At 36.2% G+C, this 23823-nt stretch carries 30 protein-coding genes; 16 read left to right on the plus strand and 14 right to left on the minus strand.

The window, feature by feature from the left end:
* Nucleotides 1-67: 67 nt before the first annotated feature.
* Together B4B65_RS07185 and B4B65_RS07190 are read right to left on the minus strand one after the other, a co-directional pair.
* Nucleotides 68-1132, minus strand: a complete 1065-nt coding sequence (locus B4B65_RS07185; protein WP_293914645.1) for a 3-oxoacyl-ACP synthase III family protein — start codon at nt 1130-1132, stop codon at nt 68-70.
* A 9-nt stretch (nt 1133-1141) separates the two neighbouring features.
* Nucleotides 1142-1600, minus strand: coding sequence for a MaoC family dehydratase (locus B4B65_RS07190; protein WP_293914647.1), 459 nt, complete (start codon nt 1598-1600; stop codon nt 1142-1144).
* Between the two features lie 305 nt (nt 1601-1905).
* Here B4B65_RS07190 and B4B65_RS07195 point away from each other — a divergent pair, with 305 nt between their 5' ends.
* A complete protein-coding gene (locus B4B65_RS07195; RefSeq protein ID WP_293914649.1) occupies nt 1906-2127 on the plus strand; it encodes a hypothetical protein in 222 nt (73 codons plus the stop codon).
* Nucleotides 2128-2207: 80 nt separating this feature from the next.
* On the opposite strand, the gene B4B65_RS07200 is transcribed toward B4B65_RS07195, so the two are convergent.
* From B4B65_RS07200 to B4B65_RS07255, 12 genes are all read right to left on the minus strand, one after another.
* Complete coding sequence (locus B4B65_RS07200; RefSeq protein ID WP_293914651.1) at nt 2208-2759, minus strand: hypothetical protein; 552 nt, start codon at nt 2757-2759, stop codon at nt 2208-2210.
* A gap of 909 nt (nt 2760-3668) precedes the next feature.
* Nucleotides 3669-4700 carry an ACR3 family arsenite efflux transporter gene (gene arsB / locus B4B65_RS07205; RefSeq protein ID WP_293914653.1) on the minus strand — a complete coding sequence of 344 codons (1032 nt, stop codon included), beginning with the start codon at nt 4698-4700 and terminating at the stop codon, nt 3669-3671.
* Nucleotides 4701-4703: 3 nt separating this feature from the next.
* Nucleotides 4704-5318 (minus strand): low molecular weight phosphatase family protein, encoded by a 615-nt coding sequence (locus B4B65_RS07210; protein ID WP_293914655.1) that lies wholly within the window; start codon nt 5316-5318, stop codon nt 4704-4706.
* Nucleotides 5319-5337: 19 nt separating this feature from the next.
* Nucleotides 5338-5811, minus strand: a complete 474-nt coding sequence (locus tag B4B65_RS07215) for a DUF6428 family protein (protein WP_293914657.1) — start codon at nt 5809-5811, stop codon at nt 5338-5340.
* Nucleotides 5812-5893: 82 nt separating this feature from the next.
* Nucleotides 5894-6223, minus strand: a complete 330-nt coding sequence (locus B4B65_RS07220) for an ArsR/SmtB family transcription factor (protein ID WP_293914659.1) — start codon at nt 6221-6223, stop codon at nt 5894-5896.
* A 252-nt stretch (nt 6224-6475) separates the two neighbouring features.
* Nucleotides 6476-6865 carry a hypothetical protein gene (locus B4B65_RS07225; protein ID WP_293914661.1) on the minus strand — a complete coding sequence of 130 codons (390 nt, stop codon included), beginning with the start codon at nt 6863-6865 and terminating at the stop codon, nt 6476-6478.
* A gap of 3 nt (nt 6866-6868) precedes the next feature.
* Nucleotides 6869-7594 (minus strand): antA/AntB antirepressor family protein, encoded by a 726-nt coding sequence (locus B4B65_RS07230; RefSeq protein WP_293914663.1) that lies wholly within the window; start codon nt 7592-7594, stop codon nt 6869-6871.
* A gap of 2 nt (nt 7595-7596) precedes the next feature.
* On the minus strand, nt 7597-7839 hold the full coding sequence (locus B4B65_RS07235) for a hypothetical protein (protein WP_293914665.1): 243 nt from the start codon (nt 7837-7839) through the stop codon (nt 7597-7599).
* Nucleotides 7833-7988 (minus strand): hypothetical protein, encoded by a 156-nt coding sequence (locus B4B65_RS07240; RefSeq protein WP_293914667.1) that lies wholly within the window; start codon nt 7986-7988, stop codon nt 7833-7835. Before B4B65_RS07240 ends, B4B65_RS07235 begins: the two co-directional genes overlap by 7 nt.
* A gap of 247 nt (nt 7989-8235) precedes the next feature.
* The gene (locus B4B65_RS07245; protein ID WP_293914669.1) at nt 8236-8769 is read right to left on the minus strand and encodes a hypothetical protein; all 534 of its coding nucleotides are present in this window, start codon (nt 8767-8769) and stop codon (nt 8236-8238) included.
* A gap of 32 nt (nt 8770-8801) precedes the next feature.
* Nucleotides 8802-9761: an antA/AntB antirepressor family protein gene (locus B4B65_RS07250; RefSeq protein ID WP_293914671.1), complete on the minus strand. Its 960-nt coding sequence runs from the start codon at nt 9759-9761 to the stop codon at nt 8802-8804.
* Between the two features lie 26 nt (nt 9762-9787).
* On the minus strand, nt 9788-10003 hold the full coding sequence (locus B4B65_RS07255) for an antA/AntB antirepressor family protein (RefSeq protein WP_293914673.1): 216 nt from the start codon (nt 10001-10003) through the stop codon (nt 9788-9790).
* Between the two features lie 624 nt (nt 10004-10627).
* On the opposite strand from B4B65_RS07255, the gene B4B65_RS07260 reads away from it, so the two are divergent.
* From B4B65_RS07260 to B4B65_RS07330, 15 genes are all read left to right on the plus strand, one after another.
* Nucleotides 10628-11281 carry a hypothetical protein gene (locus B4B65_RS07260; RefSeq protein WP_293914675.1) on the plus strand — a complete coding sequence of 218 codons (654 nt, stop codon included), beginning with the start codon at nt 10628-10630 and terminating at the stop codon, nt 11279-11281.
* A 9-nt stretch (nt 11282-11290) separates the two neighbouring features.
* Nucleotides 11291-11689, plus strand: a complete 399-nt coding sequence (locus tag B4B65_RS07265; RefSeq protein ID WP_293914677.1) for a hypothetical protein — start codon at nt 11291-11293, stop codon at nt 11687-11689.
* The gene (locus B4B65_RS07270) at nt 11689-12777 is read left to right on the plus strand and encodes a hypothetical protein (RefSeq protein WP_293914679.1); all 1089 of its coding nucleotides are present in this window, start codon (nt 11689-11691) and stop codon (nt 12775-12777) included. Before B4B65_RS07265 ends, B4B65_RS07270 begins: the two co-directional genes overlap by 1 nt.
* On the plus strand, nt 12777-13121 hold the full coding sequence (locus tag B4B65_RS07275) for a hypothetical protein (protein WP_293914681.1): 345 nt from the start codon (nt 12777-12779) through the stop codon (nt 13119-13121). The genes B4B65_RS07270 and B4B65_RS07275 overlap by 1 nt, the downstream gene beginning before the upstream one ends.
* 37 nt (nt 13122-13158) lie before the next feature.
* Nucleotides 13159-13455, plus strand: a complete 297-nt coding sequence (locus B4B65_RS07280; protein ID WP_293914683.1) for a hypothetical protein — start codon at nt 13159-13161, stop codon at nt 13453-13455.
* A 2-nt stretch (nt 13456-13457) separates the two neighbouring features.
* Nucleotides 13458-13733 (plus strand): hypothetical protein, encoded by a 276-nt coding sequence (locus B4B65_RS07285; protein ID WP_293914685.1) that lies wholly within the window; start codon nt 13458-13460, stop codon nt 13731-13733.
* On the plus strand, nt 13726-14181 hold the full coding sequence (locus B4B65_RS07290) for a hypothetical protein (RefSeq protein ID WP_293914687.1): 456 nt from the start codon (nt 13726-13728) through the stop codon (nt 14179-14181). Before B4B65_RS07285 ends, B4B65_RS07290 begins: the two co-directional genes overlap by 8 nt.
* The gene (locus B4B65_RS07295; protein ID WP_293914689.1) at nt 14181-14615 is read left to right on the plus strand and encodes a hypothetical protein; all 435 of its coding nucleotides are present in this window, start codon (nt 14181-14183) and stop codon (nt 14613-14615) included. Before B4B65_RS07290 ends, B4B65_RS07295 begins: the two co-directional genes overlap by 1 nt.
* A 46-nt stretch (nt 14616-14661) precedes the next feature.
* Nucleotides 14662-15207 (plus strand): hypothetical protein, encoded by a 546-nt coding sequence (locus B4B65_RS07300; RefSeq protein ID WP_293914691.1) that lies wholly within the window; start codon nt 14662-14664, stop codon nt 15205-15207.
* Between the two features lie 68 nt (nt 15208-15275).
* Nucleotides 15276-15749 carry a hypothetical protein gene (locus tag B4B65_RS07305; protein ID WP_293914692.1) on the plus strand — a complete coding sequence of 158 codons (474 nt, stop codon included), beginning with the start codon at nt 15276-15278 and terminating at the stop codon, nt 15747-15749.
* Between the two features lie 263 nt (nt 15750-16012).
* Entirely contained in the window at nt 16013-20635 is a 4623-nt protein-coding gene (locus B4B65_RS07310) for a phage tail tape measure protein (protein ID WP_293914694.1), read from the plus strand.
* Entirely contained in the window at nt 20635-21063 is a 429-nt protein-coding gene (locus tag B4B65_RS07315) for a hypothetical protein (protein WP_293914696.1), read from the plus strand. Before B4B65_RS07310 ends, B4B65_RS07315 begins: the two co-directional genes overlap by 1 nt.
* Nucleotides 21063-21536, plus strand: a complete 474-nt coding sequence (locus B4B65_RS07320; protein ID WP_293914698.1) for a hypothetical protein — start codon at nt 21063-21065, stop codon at nt 21534-21536. The genes B4B65_RS07315 and B4B65_RS07320 overlap by 1 nt, the downstream gene beginning before the upstream one ends.
* 3 nt (nt 21537-21539) lie before the next feature.
* On the plus strand, nt 21540-22913 hold the full coding sequence (locus tag B4B65_RS07325; RefSeq protein ID WP_293914700.1) for a phage tail protein: 1374 nt from the start codon (nt 21540-21542) through the stop codon (nt 22911-22913).
* A gap of 1 nt (nt 22914) precedes the next feature.
* Nucleotides 22915-23823 carry a hypothetical protein gene (locus tag B4B65_RS07330; RefSeq protein ID WP_293914702.1) on the plus strand — a complete coding sequence of 303 codons (909 nt, stop codon included), beginning with the start codon at nt 22915-22917 and terminating at the stop codon, nt 23821-23823.

Genomic DNA, 23823 nt, shown 5'->3' on the forward strand with positions numbered 1-23823 from the left:
CCCAAGTTTCTCCACGGTTTTTAATGTCAAAAAATAGAATCTTATAACTAATAGAATCTCAAAATTATTACCATTTATAAGTGATCGCATTAATATTCATTCCTGCGCCTACTGAAGCAAACAATATTATATCTCCATCAGAAATATTATAGGTCTCTATTTGATTATCTAAAACTTGATGCAATAAGGTTGGAATTGTAGCTACTGAGCTATTCCCCATTGAAGATATGTTCATTGGCATTATGTTTTGAGGAACATCATCTATGCCATACAGCTCGAAAAATCTTTTAACAATTGCCTCATCCATCTTTTCATTTGCTTGATGAATTAGAATCATCTTAAGGCTTTCAATTTTATTTCCACTGTGATCGAAACATTGTTTCATAGCTTGAGGAACATTTTTTAAAGCATATTCATATACCTTACGACCCTTCATTTTTATATACTCTGAGTCTTCTTTTTCACCTTTATTAGAACCTGCAGAGTAAATGAATTCAAGCTCAAGATCTGTATCTGATCTGACAACGCTGTTAACTATTCCACTATCTGAAGTTGTATTTACTTGAATAATACAAGCACCGGCTCCATCAGAAAAAATCATACTATCTCTGTCAGAGGAATCGATTACACGTGAAAGTGTCTCAGCTCCAATAACAAGACAAGTTTTTGACACTCCTGACCTAATAGCTAAATCACATTGAATAAGGCCCTGTAGCCATCCAGGACAACCGAAAATAAGATCATACGGAATACAACTTATATTCTTGATACCTAAATTATGCTTAACTCTGGCGGCCAAAGAAGGGACCATATCTCGTGGAGATCCCTCATATTTAATGTCTCCGTAGTTATGAGCGACAATAATAATATCAATTATTTCCGGGTCTACTAATGCATTTGATATTGCCTGCTCTGCTGCGATTGTAGCCATATCAGATGCGGTTAAACCTTTTGAAGCATATCTTCTGCTTTTTATTCCTGTAATAGCACTGAATTTTTGAATTATTGTTTCAGGAGATTGATTAATTTCTACCTTATCTGTACCAAAAAAATTATGATTCAAAAAATAGCTGTTGGGAATTATTTCAGTAGGTATACATGCGCCTGTTCCTATTATTTTAGATCTTAACATATGAGATTATTAATTAAAATGATAAAGGAAAATTACATCTCCTACATAAGCAGGCTTAGTATAATCTTTTATTAAGAGCTGTGCTTGAATAACTGCTTTTATTGTGCCTCTGAGATTTGTTATCGATTTAACAGTGGCTTGTAGTTGTACTTCACCTCCGGACGGGACGGCTTGACCAAATTTAAAATTCTCAATACCATAATTGATTTCCATCTTTACATTTGTTACATCCGCAATTTGCTTCCATAAGTAAGGAATTAATGATAATGTTAGGTAGCCATGGGCAATAGTGGTCTTGAATGGGCCTTCGTTTGCTGCCCTTTCTTTGTTTGTGTGGATCCATTGGTGGTCCAAGGTCGCATCAGCAAATTTATTGATCTGATCTTGATCAATTTTATGCCACTCGGAAACACCTAAAACTTTCCCTTCATAGGATTTGTATTCTTCAAAACTTCTAATAGTTACCATATTGCTAATAATTTTAAGTATTTCAATTACAAATTGCTAATAAGCATTTAAAACGCATCTTTAATAAGACGATACATGGTCTATACTCAATTTTATTTGCCAGTCAATCTAAAGTTTTAGATTTTTGAGAATGGATTTTGGCATGTAAGGATTTGCGTAAAAATACGAAATTGATTTTATTATCTTCATAAATATAATTTGGTTTACTTATTTGCAGAATAAATTTTTAGACTTAAATGTGTAAATAGCAATTAAACAATTGTATTTTTAAAACAGTTTTTTACCAAAATAAATTATATTTGAGTATGATAACTAAGGAACTGATTATTGATACTTGCCAAGAAGTTTTAAGTAAAAACAAAGCCAATTTTAGTATTTATAAAGTGTTAATCCCGGTTCAAAAAGAATTTGGATTGGACCAACATGTTCAAGAAGTATTCACTTTTAATGGAGTCAGATGGTACACTGATTTCAATAATGAAAGAATTGATTTAGGAGAATATCCGGAGTTTTATGAGGTGGGGTGAGTAGTATTGTTTTTGCATACAAAATTTAAAGGATATTAAAAACGACAAATAAATAATTTTGAATTTGTGATATTAATCATCTAATGAGCAAATAATGTTGGGTATAAAGTGGAAAACATAGTTTCTGCACACTTTTTAACAACTTCAATATTATTTCTATTATTTATAAGTAAATATGTACTAGTATTTGCGTCTGGATAATGAGAAAAAGTAGCGGGGCCAAAAAAATCTTGGAAAGCTTGTTTGTAAATTCTAAATCTTTTAGTCATTCTAAGACCTTCTTCATAAGATCCATCTGATCTTTGTGTTCTAGATGCTAAAAAGCCAATATTAGCACTAGGACGCCTTTTTATTATATCAAAAATGATAGCTAAACAAGTTGCAATTATTCTACTTGCTTTCATTTCATTAGTCAAAATATTAAAACGCATTCTATCACCTTTCATACATTTTTGATAGTATTTCACAACATGAATATCATGATCATACACTTCAACTTCGACTATATAAATGATTTTTTTATCTATTACGTCGTCTAATTGAAATACATATGTTAAAACCCAATGTATAAAAGGTCTTGATAAATCTTTAGTTTTGGAGGCTTTTCTAAATTTGTAAGGTTGGTCAAGCATTAAGAATTATGGATACATAAATTGATATGCAGACCTTCTGTTTTGTTTAATATAGCGCGGTTGAAGTTTAGTAAACTTAATTTTAACTACCGGATATAATTCTCCAGAACCTTGGTGTGGAGGGGTTTGAATTTTTTGAGACAATACTAAAGCACTATTACTCGTATCACACGAATTAAAATTGCTAAATAACTTTCCCATTTTAATGTTTTTAAATTTTGATAACCTTTTATACTATATAAACCAACTTATCCACAAAAAGTTTAAAACTTCTGCCAAATAAGTTTTGTATTTCTTTTTAGGAACCGTACTTTTGCGGCCCCTTATAAACAGGTACTGTTGCAAGTATAAGAACCTTTTTTGATAATACAATATGGTAACCCGTAAAATTTTTGTAACCTAAAAAGTATTAAAAATCATTACTTTCTTTTATTTTTTATCATCATTCTGTTTCACATGGTTCATTCATTCATTCAGGGCGCTTAGTTTAATTTTAATTGCTTGTTATGTATGTTTGTTCATCTCGTTATTTAATATCCTTAAATCGCCTTATTTAAAGCCATTCAAAAAAACGACAAATAAAATTTTTTTTATAATATTTTGGATTTGTTACAAATTGTAACGAAAAAACTGTGGATTATCCTCTACAAATGAATTAATGTTATTATAAAGCTTCTCCCTATATCCTCTTCAACAGCAGCTTAAATTTTCCTTTCATATTATCAGTAGTACCTTCTTTATCCAGTGATGGAATGGTACACTCGAATGTTCCTTCAATATCCTCAGGCCTATCCGGATTGGATAATCTCTTGATTTTATAAAAAAGGAAAAGATTAAAATTTACTCACTCAGTAATCTGTTTAAGAGATTTGGTTTTTAGCTCAAGCACTAAACTCTTTTACATTTTATTTATTTGTAATATTTCTTTTTCAGCCACAAGCTTATCTTTACTAACAATATAAGAATTGGAACTTCTACCAATGGCCCAATTACCCCTACAAATGCCTGAGGTGAATGGATTCCGAAAACAGCTATGGATACTGCAATAGCTAGTTCAAAATTGTTTCCTGTGGCGGTAAATGCAATTGCCGCATTTTTGTCGTAAGAAACATTCAAAGATTTATTGATAAAGAAGCTTACGAAAAACATTAATACAAAATAGGCGACTAATGGTATAGCGACCTTAATGACATCCATTGGCAACTCTACTATTTTATCACCTTTCAGGCTGAACATCAATACTATGGTAAATAGTAATGCATACAATGTAATAGGAGATATTCGGGGTACAAATTTTCTATAATACCATTCTATGCCTTTTGATTTTACCAATGCGTAATGGCTTATAAAACCTGCTAAAAAAGGAATACCTAAGTATATGAATACGCTTTCTGTTACATCTTTCATTGATACGCTTACATTGAAACTTGCCATGCCTAATTTGTTTGGCAGTACATTGATAAACAGCCAAACTAAGAAGCTGTAAGTAAATACCTGAAAGATGCTGTTTAATGCAACTAATAAGGCTGCATATTCTCTGTTACCTTTAGCAAGGTCATTCCATACTATGACCATTGCAATGCATCTTGCCAAGCCTATCATTATCAAGCCTATCATATAATCCGGCTCATTTCTTAGAAAAAGAATGGCTAATCCGAACATTAAAATAGGTCCGATAATCCAGTTTAACAATAGAGAGATGCTGATAACTTTTTTATCTTTCAATACTATAGGCAATATTGAATAATCAACCTTTGCCAGTGGCGGGTACATCATCAATATCAAACCTATAGCCAGCGGAATATTTGTAGTGCCAAGGGATAGCGTATTTATAATTTTTGAAATACCTGGAAAGAAATATCCTAAGCCTAGGCCAAGAGCCATTGCAAGGAATATCCATAAAGTTAGGTATCTGTCTAAGAATTTGAGTTTTGTTTGCATCGGCTACTTAGTGATTTTTGAAAAAACATAAAACATTTCCAATGCTATCTGTAAGCTTCTTTCTGAATATATCTTTGTCTGTTCGGAAGTGTTATCTGAAATTTTAGGATCTTCAAACGTAATAGAAATTCTTTTTTTCGCGCCTGCGATAAACGGGCATCCACCATCTGCTTGTGAACAGGTCATTATAGCCGCAAAATCAGATACTGGATTAAAGGGATTGTCATACTTTTTAGAGAAACCAATTATCGGTTGGGAATTATCACTATATTTTATAGCATAAACGGGATTAGAGCCATCATATATTTTGAAAATATTAAATCCTTGATGAGATAATGTTTCTGCTACTTTTGGAAATAATGCAGTTTCTTCAGTGCCTCCTGAATAGCAAATCACATTCTCAATATCGAAATAAGAGGCTGCTACTTGTGCCCAAACCTGTGATAAATGGCTCCTGCGCGAATTATGGGTACAAATGAAATTTATATTTATTTGCTGTTTATTATTTATCTTTAATTGAATAAAATCAACCAACAGCTGTAAGGTACTTTTACGCTCATCGTTATTGATTTTCTCCCATTCTAACTGTTGAATTGTCTCTGATAATATTGGATACATAAACATTCTATTTAAGGATTTAGCAGCAGCCTGAATTTGGAGTGCAGGAATTTGATTGATTTGCAGCTAATTCGGAAAAGCTTTTCTTTTGCTTTCCAGAAGGAATTCCACAAGCATCCTGAGCCAAGCAATTTGTCGCTTTATTTTTCAGTACAAATGAATTTCCATTGAAATCCAAATCATATTTACCGATAGTATCGCTTTGATATTCCACTTCTATCTCCGCATCTTCAATTCCTAATTTATCTTCTGAGAGTTTAATTATACTTAATAGCTTTCCTGGTTTCAGCCTGTGCTCATAATCATTGGCATTCCACAATTGAAAGTTGACTACTTTTTCTTTTCGGATTATTCCACCACAATCAATGAAATTTTTGACGATTTGTCCGACTTCGGTAACGTGAAAGTGTTCAGGAACAAATGTTCCATTTTCTAATTGAAATTCAACATTTTCTAATGCAGGTAGAATTTCTTTGATTTCAGATAACTTCATAATACTAACTTTTAAAATGATAAGTAGATAATTATATAAACGTAATATAGCAATATTACGATATTAAAAATAAAAAAATGTGTTAACAACACTGCTTTACGTTTACATCCTGATTGAAAAAGCCATTAAATTCCTCTTGAAATTGTTTCCATATCTTTTCGTTAATACAATAACAAACTGATTTTCCTTCAATTGAACCTTGAATAATTCCTATGGTTTTTAATTCTTTTAAATGTTGTGAAATAGTTGCCTGTGCTAAACCTAGTTCCTCAACCAGATCATTACAAATACATGCTTTTTGGTCGATAATATATTGCAGTATAGCTATTCTGGCAGGGTGCCCTAAAACTCTAAAAAGAGATGCAAGTTTATTTTCCTTGTCTTTATATATTTCTGTTTTTGTAACTCCCATCTCTACATTTATTTGTATCGCAATATTACGATATTAAAATTAAGTATAAAAGATTTTCATTCAATTTTTTTGAAAAACTTTATTTAACCTTTAAAAACCTACAGAAATATATAAATTCTTACAGCGTTGGCGGGATTTAAGATAGACTTAGAGATAATATAAAAGTGGGAAATATTGTTAAAATAATTAATAATCTTTAGGTGAACTGAATCAAACCCGGCAATGGGTATTTCATTTGCCGGGTTCTTAGTTCTAAATCCTAAACTCCAAACCGTTAAAATCACGGTATTGCTTTATTGAAGTTATCAGTAAGTTGATTCGCAATCTTTTATTCCTGGGTACGTTTTCAGCGTAGTGGAGTCTAAGAAAGAATGGCTGAACATATCCTTTAGCAATCCAAACAGGAATATTTTCTTTTATAAATTTAAGATTCTCCATGTTATATTCTTCTGCAAAAACATTCTCCCAAATTGGACGTGATAGTCTTGTATTATTTAAGGTTAAGTTTTGTCTACGTTTAGCCTTCATAGGCTTGTCTTCGATCTCCCTCTTTATTGATCTGACCTCCACCAAACATTGGCTTATATCCGAACGCAATTCCTGGAGCTGGTTAAGTATGTATGCTTTATCTTGAGCTGTCATGGGTTATTTGATTTTAGATTTAAAGATGTGGGATCTACAAATTTTATTTCCTATACGAACCGTTCTGCATAAATCAAGGAATACATCATTTTCATTACAATATTCTCTTAAGGATCTATACAGAATTTTGGCACCTAAAGAACCATTATATCTTTTATATTGATTCTTGAAATCTTGTGTTTTAATTGAAGATTTAGCCAACCAATCACGCATATTCTCTTCGAAAAATGTCAATGTCGTTTCTCCATAGTCCTCAATAAAATGATTTCGCCATTCTTCTTCCTCAGTTTTTCCATTGATGTATTTGGTAGCATTAGTGATCTTGGCCAGCTTAGCGTTGATCTCGTCGCGCTGCGCTGTCAATTGCAGGCGTTCCTGCTCCATGTGTTGTAGTAACATTGGGAGAGCTGCAGCTTGCTTGGCCATACGTTCGCATTCAATAAAATACTTGCGAGCTTGGCGGCCTTTGTCATTCGCTTCTACCATTGCCAATTCTTTGGCAGCATTCAAGGTTAGAGCATATTCGATGGATTTAGATTTTAAATTGGAATCTCCACGTTCCACAAAGTTGTGGAGCGTGGAATAATCTTCATTTTCAATAAATCCGTATTTCTTAATCCGGTTCTTGATCCATGTTGAAAAGTCCTGTTTACTACCCAAAAAAGCATGCAGATCCCTAGCCGAGACAACGGACTGTCCATTGTTCTCGGTTACTTTAATGAGTTCCATGATTAAGCCTCCTGTCTTTTGGTTAATTGCTTATCCATCGTCTCGATGACACTGTTGTTATACCATACTGTGGAAGCAAGCTTTAATAGAGAAATGAAGCTATTCCGCTCAGCATCAGTCTTTGCATTGGTTATAGCATTTGCCAAGTGGTGAGCAATGTCTTGATAGCGTTTTTCATTGAATTGTTGAAGTTCTGCAGCCAATTGCCATAAGTGAAGCTCTTGGTTTTCTGTTAACACTAGCATTGTGCACCTCCTTTCACACTTATGCCGCAAAATGCCGCGACAATGTTGAATTTAGCATAATCTTCTCCTACAGTCTCGTAGATGTCACATGCGAGACGCGGATCGACGTTGTAAATAGTTTGAATTTCCTGAATGTGATCTACCTGCACAGATGGTGCGGTGATGAAAGCTACGATGTTTGGTGGTAGCTGTTGGTTGGTGTGAATTTCCTTGGTTCGCATAATTTGGAAAAATTAAATAATCGCATAGGTCACCGCGAACCAAGACGTGAAACGTTGATTTCCGGACTTACACCGGTATGCCTATGCTTTATTGTTAATAAATTAAATTCAGTGGACTTGCTCCACATCTTGATTCGCATTTCAAATTTGACAAATCAAATCGAAATTTCAAAATTTATTTATTCTTTTTTGAATATTGCTCTATATTAATTGGGTACTCTTGGGCAGTATTATCTTTTGATATATTTAGGACTAATTTATTTACAAGGTTTGTTCCGCTTTTTTTAAATTCTTTTTCAACTAGTTTAGAATCAAAAATGATATTTCTAGATCCAAATTTTACTACTGCATTAGATTTAGCACCTATTTTTTGAGATGATAAGTTACCATTTTGATTTACTCCAGATAAAGCTCCCAGGTCTATAGTACTTAAGTTGATTACCGGTTCTGAATTTCCATTTATTACAAAGAATGTGTCTTTCCAATTAAGTTCTAACGATTTATCAGTTTTATTATAGATATTAAGACTTATATGCTTAATATATGCATCGTCTAAAGTAATTCTAACATTTTCATTTTCAAATAAAAAATTCTTAACAGTTTTATTATTAAATGTCGTTAAAACTCCAGCTACTTTTGTTTTCTCTTGCCCAATAGCTACTCCACATGCAACCAGTATAGAGGTTACAATTAATAAATATTTCCTCATAATCTCATATTTTGTTAAACATCAAATATACACTATCTCAGGGAATTACCATATCTTACATATTCGGCTTTAAAAAATTTTAGGTCGTTTTCTCTCGGTATATCGTTTTGAATGCGGAATTCATCATAACATCTTTTTGCATACTCGAAGTTACTGAACATCCCTGCTCTATCTGATAGGAATTTATGCATGAGGTTTTCGGTGTGGGATCTAGCTTCTGGAAGGGATAAATTCCATATCTTATTTCCTAGAAGTAACTCATTTTGAGAAATTTCTTTTTTAAATACAGGAAGTAGTTGTTTTACCGCATCAATCGAACAATATCTGTCTAAAAAGCGTAAAATAGCTATATCAGACATATGGTAAACAAGTTGAGTAGATATTTCGCTTTTGGTTATAAATACATTACCGCATATCATTTTTGCAATAACTCCACCCTTGTTTTTCTTTGGTACCAACCTATATTTATTGAAATATATCGGATCTCCTTCTAAAATAACATCACAGTGGCTATCTATCCAGTTTTTTACATTTCGGTTTATTTCTGATATAGGTATTCCGGATGTCTTGGCAATAAGGTTCGTATCTGTCATGATCTTACCATCTTTGATTGAGAAGGTGTTATGTGTTTGATATAGTGCTTTAGCTAGGCGTTCGCATTGTAGGAAATAATCTCTAGCCGTCTCGCCTTTAACTCCAGGAGCCTGCATTGATAGTTTTTTAGCGAAGGTTGGAGTTAGAGCAAAGTCTTCTGAAGATTTACCTCCTAGCCTATTCGTCTTTAAAGACGAATAGGTACTACCTTCAATATTTCTTACATTATCATGAAATACATAATCCTCACCTTCTGTTGCAAATGTATTATTGATAATATTTCTCTTGATCCAATGAGAATAGTTTTTGGCTTCTAGTTCCAAAAACTCATATAACTCTTTTGAAGAATAAGCTTCTGCCAACTGTTCATTTTGAATTTGTTTAAATAACTCTTTCATAATTAATTAATTTTTAAGTGATTAAATTATGAAGCTCGCTCCATAATTTTATAGAGCGAGCTACCTCCTGTACTTTTCCCCAAAATTGAGGTAAAGTCTTTATCTTCTTCAAATCCATAATCAAACATTCTTTTGCACCAATCAGTAAAATCGGTTTTAACCTCCAAAAATTCATATAATTCCCTTGCAGACACTACCTGACCTAAGCTAGTATCTTGTGTTATTTTGATTAATTCTTCCATCGTTTTATACAGTTTAACTTCATTTTGCCCCTCAAAAATATTAACATAATTTTACATTTGAAAACAAAATTTATCAAATGATAAATAATTAGAGTAGAGGTGACAAAATCTTTATACCAATGTTACTTTGTAATTTATTGATAATCAGATATATTACATCAAATTACAAAAATACACCCCTTTTTCTAAAACCCCCTATAAATATTTTTAATGTGTATGTCATTTACATACGTATATCCTTAATTACGATTTGCTTTTTTTATGATTATACAAAAGTTTGTAAAAACACCTTAGATTGAGTAACATGGTATTTAAGTTATTGATTAAATGGTAGTTATGGTGATGATGTTGAGTAACATTGTTTGTAACATGCTTATGTATTTTGTAACCTTCTTATGTTTTTTGTAGTTATTGCCAAATATTAAAACAGCAACTTTCTAATTTTCTCCTCACTAAATCATTAGCTCATTAATTGACAATTGTTATTTGTCAATATCAATTCTTTCGCATCAATACTGCTCATCTTTATTTTTGTTGCTCAGGCGCGTTATTGCACAACACTTAGGTGTAAACTATTCAAGACGGCCGTCTTAAATAGGCTATAACTAAAAAACAAATAGACAAATGGACTTAAAAAAATCTATCAGATCGCTACTCATATCAAATTTTGGAGGCGCGCAACTTTCAGCTGCAAGGGTTGAAGCATTAGCTAAGAGATTGGAAGGCAAAGTGACAACAGAAGAAGAATTGTTGGAAAGGCTAAAGGCATTGGATGAAGCAATACCGTTTCAAGATATTGCTAAAGAAGATGATCGAGCGAGAAGCGTGCAAGCTGAGTTGGATAAATTGAAAACACCAACACCTCAGTCTACACCACCAACACCTGTTCCGGATCCTGCACCTGACGCTGATGTTTCAACAAAAGATAAAGCGATCCTGGATGCTTTAAAAGCACTGACTGATCAAGTCGCTGGATTGAAAAGCGAAAAGGTCGTTACTGATCGTCAATCACTCATTCTGGGTAAGTTGGCAAATGCCGATAAAGACTACAGTTCAAAGGTTTTACGTGACTTTGGTCGAATGAACTTTGCAACTGATGAAGACTTTACAGCATATCTTACTGATGTTGAAACCGACTTTGCGAATCATACGCAGACACAGGCTGAAAGTAAATTAGGGAAGGATAATCCATTTGCAGGAGTAGGTAAAGATGGCAAAATCAAAGAAGCAACTAAGGAAGAGTTGGATTCTGTGATGAGCGAAATTGGATTACAATAGTTTATTCAAATGGGAACAACAGTAAATTTAAACAACGACGAACAAATCATCGATACCTCACGGGACACCGTGATTATCGTTGACAATTTCCAGTCTGTTCGTGGTGGTCGTGCTCTTGAGGTGACAGGTTACACACCTAAAGTCATTTATGCGGGGCATGTTATCATTAAAGACACAGCGACAGGAAATATTTATAAGCCCATGCCGGTTAACACTGATGCAACTGCTTACGCAGCTTTGCCAGCAGGTTACGAGTATGCGCATATTTTGATCAATTCGATCTTAACAGCAAAACCCGCTGCTGGATTATTAGTGAGGGGAACAGTAAACCATAAGGCATGTTACATTGAGCCAACTGCGGAAGCAATGGAAGCATTAAAGCCTTTAATTGATTTTAGAGCGGACTAATGGAAAAATCACTATTTATTCAATGGGTACAAAAATTCTTCCCAGGAATTATTGTACGAACAGTCGAGACATTGAACGATACAAAGAGACCATTGGTCTACTTGCACACGACAATGTTAAAGCCAGTTTTTTCGGTAACTGGTAAATGGGAAAGTCTATCTGCTTCTTTTAGTCTAGTTGCTGCTGATGTTGTGGCCATGGATTCTAGCCTTCCTTTGAAGACTAGAGATTCTATCTCACAAGCTTCAGGTGATATCCCTAAAATGGGTATTGAATTAGCTCTTAATGAAACAGAGCTTACTCAATTGGACACTTTGATTGCGAACGGAGCAACTAACGGTCAGGTAATCGCTAAGTTATTTGCAGATACTCCTCGTGCTATTGGAGCAATTTACGAACGTAACGAAGCTATTTTCTTACGTGGATTCTCTACAGGTATCACCTTAGTTGATGATCCAGAAAATGTAGGCGTAGGCGTTCGCTGCGATTATAAATATCGCGCTGATCACCTTTTTGGTGTTGCTGCTCTTTATTCAAATAAAGTCAATGCGAAACCTTTTGATGATTTTCAAAGAGTTATCGATAAAGCAACTGTGGATGGTGTGACAATCACCCAAGTTTATACTGACACAGCAACAATCAATGCTATTGCGGCCACTGATCAAGCGAAAGAGTACTATTCTTTTAGCCAAAACAGCACTGGCAACAAGCAAATTCCAAACCTTGACTTTGATCAGTTGAATACTTTGGTTAGCAAACGTTATGGCTTTACTTTTATTAAAGTTGATCGTACAATCAAAGTTGAAAAGGATGCTAAACGTACATCGTTTAAACCTTTCGCAGCTGGAGCAATGGTTTTTGTTGCATCACAAATGGTTGGTGAACTGGTTTACGCCCGTTTGGCGGAAGAAAACCACAAACAGGCAGGGGTTGAATACCAAAAAGCTAACGAGTACATTCTTGTGAGCAAATTCCGTACAACTACACCTTCCTTGAAAGAAGTTACACGTGCTCAGGCTCGCGTGGTTCCTGTAGTAACTGCAATCGACGAAATCTATTTGTTGGACACTAAAACTGTACAAGCATAATGGCAGATCAAGAAAATAAACAGGGAACGCAACCAAGCGTTCCCTCATCTTCACCACAAGGTGCTGAAGATGCAAAATTAAAAGCAGAGCAAGAAGTAAAGGCTAAAGCTGACAAGGATGCGGCCGACGCAAAGGCTAAAGCTGACAAGGATGCGGCCGACGCAAAGGCTAAAGCTGATGCCAAAGTCGAGAAGGACAAGAAGTCTAAAAAATATACTGTCATCGCTCCATTTGCTGACAAAGACAACTTTGGTAAGAAATGGGTTGAAGGTGATGATGTATCTCATTTCGAGCAGGATCGTTTGGACTTGTGTGTTGAACGTGGTTTGGTAAAGAAGGGCTAGGATAATGGCAAGTGTAAAGGAAGTCTTAGTGTCGTCGATGGGGTATAAGTTCCCGGATGCAACGGTCATTACAATTTTAGAAGAGCACGGTTTGGCGGAAGACGCACCACGTGATACAAACGATAAAGATCAGACTAAAGCATTGGATCTATCCCGAGCGGGGTTGATTGACTTCCTTTTAACACAGCCTAAATCTGTCAAGGAATTGGATTATCAGCTTACTCAACAGGACGCTGCGGCTTTGGAAGCTTTACGCCGTCGTTTGTTGTGGAAATGGGGAATTGATGAGGAACCAAGCGATTCAGGATTTGTGGACCTTTCAAATACTCACTAACAATGATGATAGAGCAGTATCGGGATAAGTTGGTTAGGGAAGACGGCAGCCAGTTATCTTGCCGTTTTTACCCAAATAACCGCAGCGCAGGCCTGAAGAAGATTAAGGATGGTGCCGAGGTTGATGTAAAGTTTACCATTGCCCTTCCGGTTGATTCTCCAATGCTCTTAGTTGACGAGGTGGTAACTGGATATGATAGGGATGGTGAGGTGATTGTGTGGCAAGACAGTATTGCGATCTTTCATAGGGGGCAACTTCATTGTGTAGCTTATGTTTAGAATGAAATTAGATATGACCCAATCCGAACTTGATGCTATTTACAATGAGCAGATCGAGGAGATGGATCGCAAAACGTTAGAAGCGTTTAAGCGTGTTCTTACTCGTGCGTTGGAAATTCAGCGGTCAAAGATTCGCCCTGAAGGCTATAACGACCAAACTGGTCAGCTACGATCGTCAACTGGTGGCATCATTTACCGAGATGGAAAGGTGCTGCATGAGGATTTCGAATTAAGTCCATACGGGACGGACAAAGCGCCGGGACTGAAAGAAGGACGTGAGAAGGCATTTGCAGAGCTACGTGAATCATCAGGTTGGGGAATTACTTTAGTTGCCGGAATGGAATATGCCAGTTGGGTTGAAACTAATCATGGGCTTACAGTAGTAAGTGAAGCGAGAAAGGAAGTAGATAAGTCGCTTGATCAAGCCTTTAACGAAATTGATGTATGATGGCAAAGCTATTAAAGAATTCCATAGAAGGAATGAAGGATGTCAAATCGGTATTGGTTGTCGCAGGTATTGAGGATTTTATAAATGGTGAAATTCGATTATTCCAACGAAAGCTTGGCAGCACTAAGGAGGATTGTGTTATTAATACTTTGATTTGGGATGCCGAACAGATACAAGGAGGGGTGCTGAATATTAACTTTCATGTACCTAATCTTCCAGGATCATCAGCTGAAAACCCTACAGTAGTAGACAATACTCAACCAGATATTGAGAGGATGGAATATCTCGGACGTATAGCATCATCTAAATTGGATGGATATATAGGTCCTAACTTTTCATTAAAACTTCGAGATCCCGGTCAGATAGAGAATTTTGGCACACAGTGGTTATACAACATCCAGGTTGAGTATACATTCTTGAGGACAGATAATTAAAAAAAAAATTAACATCGGGGCACCCCGATATAACAAAGAATAAATTATGGCACAATTTGTTGTAAAAGGAGTAGAATCCATTGAGTTTGCGCCTGTGAGTGCAGATGGAACCTTACCAGCTACTGGCTGGGTTAAAGGTGAAAATATTGAAATGGGGTCTGCGACAATGAACATTCCGGAAAAGACTATGACTAAAGTTAAAGTCGAAGACAAAGCAGGTATTTTCGCAATAATTGGAGAAGAAGGTGATGGAGCAAGTGTAACTGCTAAGTTCTTAAATCTTGATCCAAAGATGGCAGATTTACTTTTCAAAGGTAATGCAACTTCAACCGCGACGACCAAATTTGAAGCGGCTATTGATAGTACTACAGCAGTAAATCTTGCTGTTCGCGTTACAAGTAAACCTTGGGATGGGTTTAAGATGGTTTTTGTAATTCTTAATGGATCCGTAATTGGAAGAATTGAGAATGCTCTTACCAAAGATGGAGATGCATTCCTGGCTTTGGGCTTCACTGCAGAAGCACAAGCTGTAAGTGATACTGATGGAGATGCTGTTTCTCCATGGTATTATGAAAAAGTAGCAGTTGCATAAAAATACAACCCCGAAATCCACTTTGGTTAGCTGGAAAGTAGGGGTTTATTCATCTAACCAAAAAGAAAATGACACAACAAGAAATTGCTGATACATTTATCGATTCTCCTACTAACATTGGGTCTATTGTATTGCCCAAAGGGGGATTACTTAATAAAATATTGAAACGAACTCATTCAATTAATATTGAAGTGGGACCGATTCCTGTTGGTAAAGTGCAGCAGATAGGAGTTTTGCTTAAGCAAATGACCAATTTTGAATCAATTCAAAAGTATTCCCAGGCAGATCAGATCAACATTTTATTATCAGATAATATCAATCCCATTCTACAAATTATCGCGATCGCGATTAGTAAAACAAGACGATTCGAAGTTGAAACTTTGACAGCTATTTCTGAGCAATGGAGTATGTCGTTAATTTATAAAGCTTTTATTGAAGTCTACCGGAGGTTAGACTTATCGTCTTTTTTCGACATTATGGCTTTATCCAAGAATCTGACTCTAAACCTTTTCCCGGATCCGGAAGCCCTTGGGCAAGTGTAATTAGCGCTGCAATAGCAAGTAAAGGCTGGGATGAGGATCACATAAAATGGAAGATCTCATATGTAAACTTAATGTTATATGGGTTATGCATACCATCTTACTCAAAAGATGAAAATACACCTAACAGTCAAAAGGAAGTTGATATGTTCCAAATGTTTAGTAACAGATAAGAGGATGTTGACAATTGTCAATTGTCAATAACAGTTTCTGTTTTACGCATATAAGAAACTTTATTTTTGAGCTATCACATCTGAGGATAGTTCATGGCTGATTTAAGATATAAAGTAGTATTAGACGATACAGAAGCTCGCAAAAAATTACGCGAGCTTCTGTCGAATACTGGTGTGGGATCTTCCTCCAATCCTAAAGAAGATTCTAAAAAATCAACTACTAGCGTAGATGATGTTCGCAATGCCACCTTGAGATTAAAGGTGGCGCAGATTGCAAACATTGAAGCTATTAGACAGGCTCGTTTAGAACAGGCAAAGCAGAAACAAGAGCAATCTGAGTTAACAACGAAGTTCAAAGAGGGACAACTTACTATGCAAGAGTTTCGTCTTGAACAAGGGAAGCTTAATGCTGCAAGAAAAGAACAATCAAGAATTGAAAGGGAGCTAAAGAAGAATCTTGCTGATAATAGTGAATATGCTCAGCTCTCAAAAGCATTAAATAATGTTAGAAGAGAAACCAAAGATCTACTTGCTGAGATGTTTAAATTAGAGCGTCAAGGTCGATCTAGTTCCGCTTCTTATGAAATGCTCAAAAGGAAATCAGAAGCATTAACAAAGCAAACTCAATATTTAGATAAAGCAATAAAGCGTATTGATGCTACAGTCGGCCAGCATCAGCGTAATGTTGGTAACTATGCGCAGGCATTAGAAAATATGTCTCCAATCATAGCCCGACTAAATATGAACCTTGCGCTGATGGGGACTTCAGTAAGTGAATTAGCTGCTAGGGGAGCTGCCGGGTTCAGCACTTTGCTATCAAGCGTAAAATCATTAGGAGCTGGACTTGCATCTTTTCTTTTAACTCCTGTAGGAGCAGTTATTGCATTGCTTGCTACGTTGTATAGTTTAATTCGCGCTGGTGGATCAGTAGTTATTGGATTCAATTCTCGTCTAATGTCTGTTTCTAAGACTACCGGATTAGCAGGCGCAGAGCTTAATAAGTTTGGTGATGCAATAGTAGAGTTATCAAGAAAACTGCAGGTTGTTAGCACAGATAAATTACTTGAATATGCTACTGTCGCCGGGCAACTAGGTGTTAAAGGTAGAGCCAATCTACTGGCTTTCGCCGAAGCATTAGCAAAGTTAGAAACAGCTTCTGATATAAAAGGCGAAGAAGGAGGTACTTCTATAGCAAGAACATTGACGCTTGTAGATGGTGGTGTTCAGAATGTGAAGGACTTTGGTGATGAAATTGTAAACCTGGGAAATAATTTCGCAGCAACTGAAGCTGAGATCCTTTCAAATGCCGAATCAATTGCACAGAATACTGGGGTATATAAAGTTGGTAGAAGGGACGTTCTTGCGTATGCTGTAGCTACTAAAGCTGTTGGGCTTGAAGCTGAGGTTGTTGGCTCTACCTTCTCTAGAACTTTAGGAGAGTTTGAAAAGATGATCAGGACAGGAAAAGGTGTCGCTGATCTTTCTAAAGTTATTGGTAAATCTTCTCAAGAAATCTCGGATCAATTTAAAAAAGACGCTTCTTCTGTTTTTAAAGATTATATAAACGGACTAAACAGAATATCGCTTTCCGGAGGATCAGTAAACGAAGCGTTGGAAAGAACAGGGGTAATCGCTGTTCGAGATCAAAGGGTTATTGCCACTCTTGCAACTAATGGTTATGCTACTTTAAGTGACGCGTTAGTGAAAGTTGGAGAGGCAGCAGGGGCAATGGATAGGGAGTTTGAAACCGGAGCAAGCAAACTGGAACAACAATTAAATAGAATTGGAATAGCCTGGGACAACTTCATCCTATCAATTGAACAAGGGGATGGTGTACTCGGCAAAGCTGCGGTAAGTATAGCTAATCTCGTCGCTAATTATGCTGACTATATGTCAAAAGTCATTACTCCCTCTTCATTTCAAGAATGGACATCAAGAATATCTTTTAACAATAAGGAAGCAGATGCTATTAGAGAGGTGACATTAGGTTATAAAGATGCTGCAGAAACTTTTGCAGGTCTATCTGGTTTCAATGTTTCTACGGCTAATTATGATAAACTCAAAGAAAAATATGAAGAAGTAGGATCATCCATTCAGGCTTTACAAGTTACTACTGAAAAATATAAAGCTTATGTAAAAGACGGATTATTAACAGAGGGAGGTAAGAGAAAAATTGAAGACTATACTAAGTTAATTCAAAACCTTAGCGGTTCAATGTGGCAAATTGAACTTTTCATGAAATCAAAAGCTCCTCAGGCTACAGAAAAAATAGATTTTGAACAATCAGAGGAGGAGAGAAGAAAAGCTGAACGAGAAGCAGAAGCAGCACGAAATAAAGCGGAACGAGAAGCAGAAGCCCGTCGCCAAGCTATGGAAAGGCAGCGAGCATTGCAGTTGTCTATTGATCAACTTAATGAGCAATCGCTACGAGGGCAGTTGTCTCGAGATGAACAGGAAGTAGCTTCTATTCGTGATAAATATGCTAAGATCAGAGAAGAAGTCAGAAAGTTTTATGCTGATCCTAAAAATAAGGGTTTAAGAGTTGATACAGGGAGTCTTCAAGGGAATGAGGATTTTGAAATCTCTGAAGCTAACAAAAGAATCGACACAAGATATCTGATTGATAATCTCAATCAGCAAAAATCTCTATACGAGCAATTCGAGCAGACAAAACTTCAAATTGGTGAGGAAAAAGCACGTGAAAGATTTTCAAAAGAACTTGATCTGAGTAAAACGTATGGTCAGTTAATTGAAAAAGAGATGGGTGAACTCGCTTCAATAGATACTTCAAAAAGAACCGCAGCAGAAAGGGAAAGACTTGATTACTTAACAAATGAACAGATCGCTTACGAAAAGAAATTGAGAGATGCTGATTTAGCTCGATTTATTCAAGCTATGGATTTGGCTAAAACTCATTCTGATAAGTTGAAGGAAATTGACAATAAATATCAATTAGCTTTCAAGCAATTAGAAGAGAATAAGACAAGTATTACCCGAAAGGAATATGAGGAAAGAAAAGCTATCCTTTTAAAAGGATTAGAAGAGGATAAAAAAGAATCAAACCGTCAGTTCATAGAATCAAACTCTGATTTTAAGAAATCTATGAAATTCATAGAGGAAGCTGGTGCATTTGTTTTGCCACAAGCACTAAAACTTGGAAGAGAAACAATAAAAAACATTCTGAACGGTATGCAACTTACCTCATCCCAGAGGAAGGAATTAGAAAAATTATTGGATGAACCTCTACGTAAAGCTAGTGTTGAGGCAGATATGGGCCTATATGACAATGTTGCAAATGCACTACAAGGTTTCGATCAGTTAATAGAATCTGCCTTACAACTGGAAGGATCTCTTGGCAAATCGCTAAAAACTATAAGTAATATGGTTCTACAAGCTGGTCAATTATCCCGAACCTTAGGAGAATCATTAAAAGGAGAAAAAGAATATGAAAAACTGAGCCAAATCTTAAGTAAGGTTGGTAAGGTCTCACCTCTTGTTGGAACGGTTGTAGGTGTATACTCCACCCTCACAAGTATGTTCGATAAAGCTAGAGAGAAGCGCAATCAGGATAGACAGGAAGAAATTGAAAAGCAAAATGAACTTCAATTAAAATCTACAGAAGCAATTACTAAGCTACTGGAAAGACAGCTTGAGTTGATTAATGACATTTATGGAGTTGCCCGAATTGAAAAGTATGCATCCTCATTAAATTCTATTAAAGACAACTATGCCGAGATAAATAAACAATTATCTGGAAGATATCTGATGAATTATGATGACTTCACAAATGATATTCTTAGACGAGTAAATAATGGTGAGTCTGCTAAAGAAATTCAAAAGTCGTTTAAGACAGCTTCTGTAGAAGGGGTAAAAGCCTATGAGGTTTTAAAGAATCTTTCAAGGTATGCAAAAATAGATTCTATTTCTGACTTCACTAAAGACATTTCCAAAGCCCGGGAAGAACTCCAAGCATTACAGCTACAGGCCGATTTAGGAAAAACTGATGACTTTACTAGAAGTCTGATTGAGCAGCTTCAAAATCAAATTGACTTATATGTCAACACTATGAATAAGCTGCGCGAGGAAACCACCGGTACATCTTTTCAGAGTTTATTAGGCGATGTTAAAAATCTATTTCTAAATAGTGGGGAGGATGCTGCAGAGGCTTGGTCGAAAGGGTTTGATAAAATTATGGAAAACTACCTGATGCAAAGGTTTTCTCGTGAATATCTTGAAGAGTCTTTACAGGGATGGTATGAAGCGTTTGATGTTATGGCTAAGGATGGAATCACATCTGATGAAAAAGATGCTTTAAAGCAAGCTTGGGACAAAATTAATAAAGATGGCCAAGAAAGATTAAGTGCAATTAAGGATGCAATTGGTTTCGATTCCAATAAAAATGAAAATTCAAATTCCCTAAGCGGAGCTTATGCCAGAGCAAGCCAAGAAAGTATTGATCTGCTTGCTGGGCAAACGGGTGCAATGAGAGCACATTTGTCAGAATTAATTCAGCTTCAAAAAAACACGGACATGACCTTAAAGCAATGTGTAGATGCAGCTCAATCTCATTTGACACAGCTGATTCTCATTGAACGAAACACACGTGTTACAGCAGATAATGCAAGTAACTATTTACCCTATCTCAAAGGTATTGAATCTAACACAAAGGGAAACTTAGACATGCAGTTAAGGGCTGCAGGAAAATTTGGATTTTAATGGAAGAGCTTAAAAAATACATATTGGCATCATTGAGTTGCGACTTTGGAGTAAATGGGGTGAAGATCGCAAATAGCGTTCAGGATTTAATTTCATTACTCAAATCTCCGCAAGGGATAGAGTTCTGTATGGAAAATAGCTTTCCATCATTAGAAATCCTGAAGGCATATGAATCAGAACTACTTGCTTCCGGAGTATACCTGCAAGGTAAATACAGTCTTGATAATCCAAACTTAGTAATTGCCTTTGGAGGTACAATAGGCATTCATTTAGATGGTTACACCGTATGCCAGGTATATGGCACAAACGATGTTCAGATAAATGTATTTGGAAATGATAGTTCTATAGCAATGGTGGAAATTCACGGTGATGCCAATGTATTTGTGCAGCAGCTTGATGAGTCTTCAATTAATGTATTTCAGAAATAATGACCTCACAATACAAACTAAATAATAACGACCTGTATACAATCTTCGGAGTTGTGGTTGAAGGAGGAAGTAATTCCTTCCTTGCATATCCTTCTCGGAAAGACTCCATGACTCATGATTTTACTGATAAGAATGGGTTGGATATTGATTTGCAGGACCCGCGGTTTAATTCGCGTGAGTTCACGCTAAATTGTGCGTTAACCGCAAGTTCGGTTGAGGACTTTTGGACGAAGTACAATGCTTTGTTTACTGAGCTTTCCAATAGTGGAACTCATAAACTATCAATCACAGATCTAGGTAAAGATTATAGGGTGTATTATAAAGAGCAGCGTAACATTCGCAAGCTCACTCCATTATCCGGAAAACCGGAAGTATGGATAAAGTTTGATTTGGTGTTTGGAGAGGCTAACTGGACAGACAACATTGAAGCTGTTTACCTGATTGATCACGATGGCAACTACCTAATTCAGTAAGACATGATAACGATTAAAAGAGGTATATCAATTATTGCTGTGGTAGAGCCGATGGATACGGTTACTCAAGAGAAAGAAGTATCAGGAGGAAATTTCATTAATCTTTCTTTTGAGCTGCCATATTATAGAGAGTTCAAAAGGATGGACTATGCAGAGATCCTTGGAGAAACATATTACTTAACTCAGATTCCAGCAGTTAGCAAAGAAGGGAAAAGGGATTACCAATATACGCTATCTATGGAAGGTGAACAGTGTAAGCTTGGCCGGGTTGAATTTCTCCAAAGCAATCTGATTGGTCAGTACTTCAAAAATCCATTTTTCATTAATGATAAGGCAGAAACATTCATGACTTTGCTTTGGAGAAATATAGAAAGAGTTTTCCCTGATGAAGGTTGGAAACTTGGGTATGTTGTAGATAGCGAAATAAAGAATATTTCCTTTGATAATCAAAACTGCCTTGAAGCCTTATCTACCCTGGCGGAAGCGTTCGATACAGAATGGTTAATTGAAGGGCGGACGATCCATCTATACAGAAAACAAAGTGCAACTGGCTTAGTGATGAAACAGGGAGAAGGAGAAGCTCTCTATTCTCTTGAAAAGAAGCCTCAGGATAACAGCAATATTGTAACCCGGTTATATGTATATGGCTCAGATAAAAACTTACCTAATCCATACAGAAGAGGTCTGACAAGGTTAACCGTTGGAGATCTTCCTTATATAGAAAGACAAACAGAGCAATATGGTATCTGGGAAGATAGTATGACTTTTGATGATGTATTTCCAATGAACTTAGGGACAATCACGTCAGTGGATTCGGGGAATATCCTAAGGTTTACAGATGCTAATTTTCCTTTTGATATTAACTCTCAATTGATCTCGGAAGTTAAAGCTAAGCTTTCATTTCAAACAGGGCAGTTGGCGGGATATGAGTTCGAAATCAGTAGCTATAATCATACCTCCAAAACCTTTACGATAAATAAAAATACACAGGATAAAGCTTGGGAAGTTCCAAATGCTGATATAAAGCCGGAGGTAGGAGATACTTTTTTTGTATTCGATATCAGAATGTCAAACGCATGGGTTACCGCTGCGGAACAGGCGCTGAGACAGAAAGCTATTGAATATATGGACCAACGTAATGATCCATCAGAAAATGATACATACTCTGTAGTCTGTAACCCTCTTTATTTCAAAAGAACAGGGAAAACTTTAAGAATTGCAGACAGCGTTACAATTGAAGAACCTGATATGGGAATATTGACACAAAAGAGAATAGTAAAGTTATCGAGAAATGTCAGACAGCCTTTCATATATACATGTGAACTGGCTAATAAACCTAAGAAAAATGTAATGGTAAAACTTTTACAACAACTATAAAATGGCAGATGAACATGTAAAAAAGAAGCTCATTGAGCTGGAACCATATCCATTAGACCAAAAAATCAAGTCTGATGACATGATCTATGTCTGGAATACAGACTCTGCAAAGCTACAGAAAGCAAATGTTAGTCAAATGCCTTTCGGATCAGGCGGAGGTGGCGGTGGCGTCACAACTTTAGTCGGCAGTCCTTTTAAAGTATCTCTTGGAGATGACCAGGTAACTATTGAAGGGTCAAACACCATCATATCAGATGTTCGTTTGCTGGGTAAAAAGGACTATCCAATTAGCACCACACAACTTCAAAATGCGACCTTCAGAAAAGGTGAAGTAGCATATAATGAGATTGATGGAACGGTTACTATCCTTGATTTTAGATTAAACGCAGGAGAGGAAGTTGTTTTATACCCTGATGGCATGCAAGGATCCGGTGGTGGTGGTGGAAATCTTCAGCCAATCATGGATAGGCTTACAGAAATAGAATCTATAGTGTCAGTTTTTAAACCTACAGTTAGTGGGACTAATAATGCACGGATATGGTGGGTTGGTGGTTTACCGCTTCCGGCCGGATGGGAAGAGGACGCCGAATGGAGAGATTACCTTCCACTAGCTGTAGCTCCATCCGAGTCAGGAAAAGTATATGGATCAAACTCTGTGACTTTAAAGTCTAATCAGCAAGGCAGTTTTGGAGTTAAAGCTGTAAGTGATCGATCTGCAGGGAGTTCACGAAATAACACAATTTGGAACTTATCATTTCTTTCTAATGGTATCTGGAGAATGTTAACAGGTGGCTCAGGAGCTAATGTTGATATAGGGCCTATTACGGTTAATCTATCGGATGCATCCACGCCAATAGATATTAGACCTAAGAGTAAAGGTGGAATGTGGATTAAATATGTAGGAGGATAA

It is taken from the genome of Sphingobacterium sp. UBA5789 (assembly GCF_002418355.1).
Lineage (GTDB): Bacteria > Bacteroidota > Bacteroidia > Sphingobacteriales > Sphingobacteriaceae > Sphingobacterium.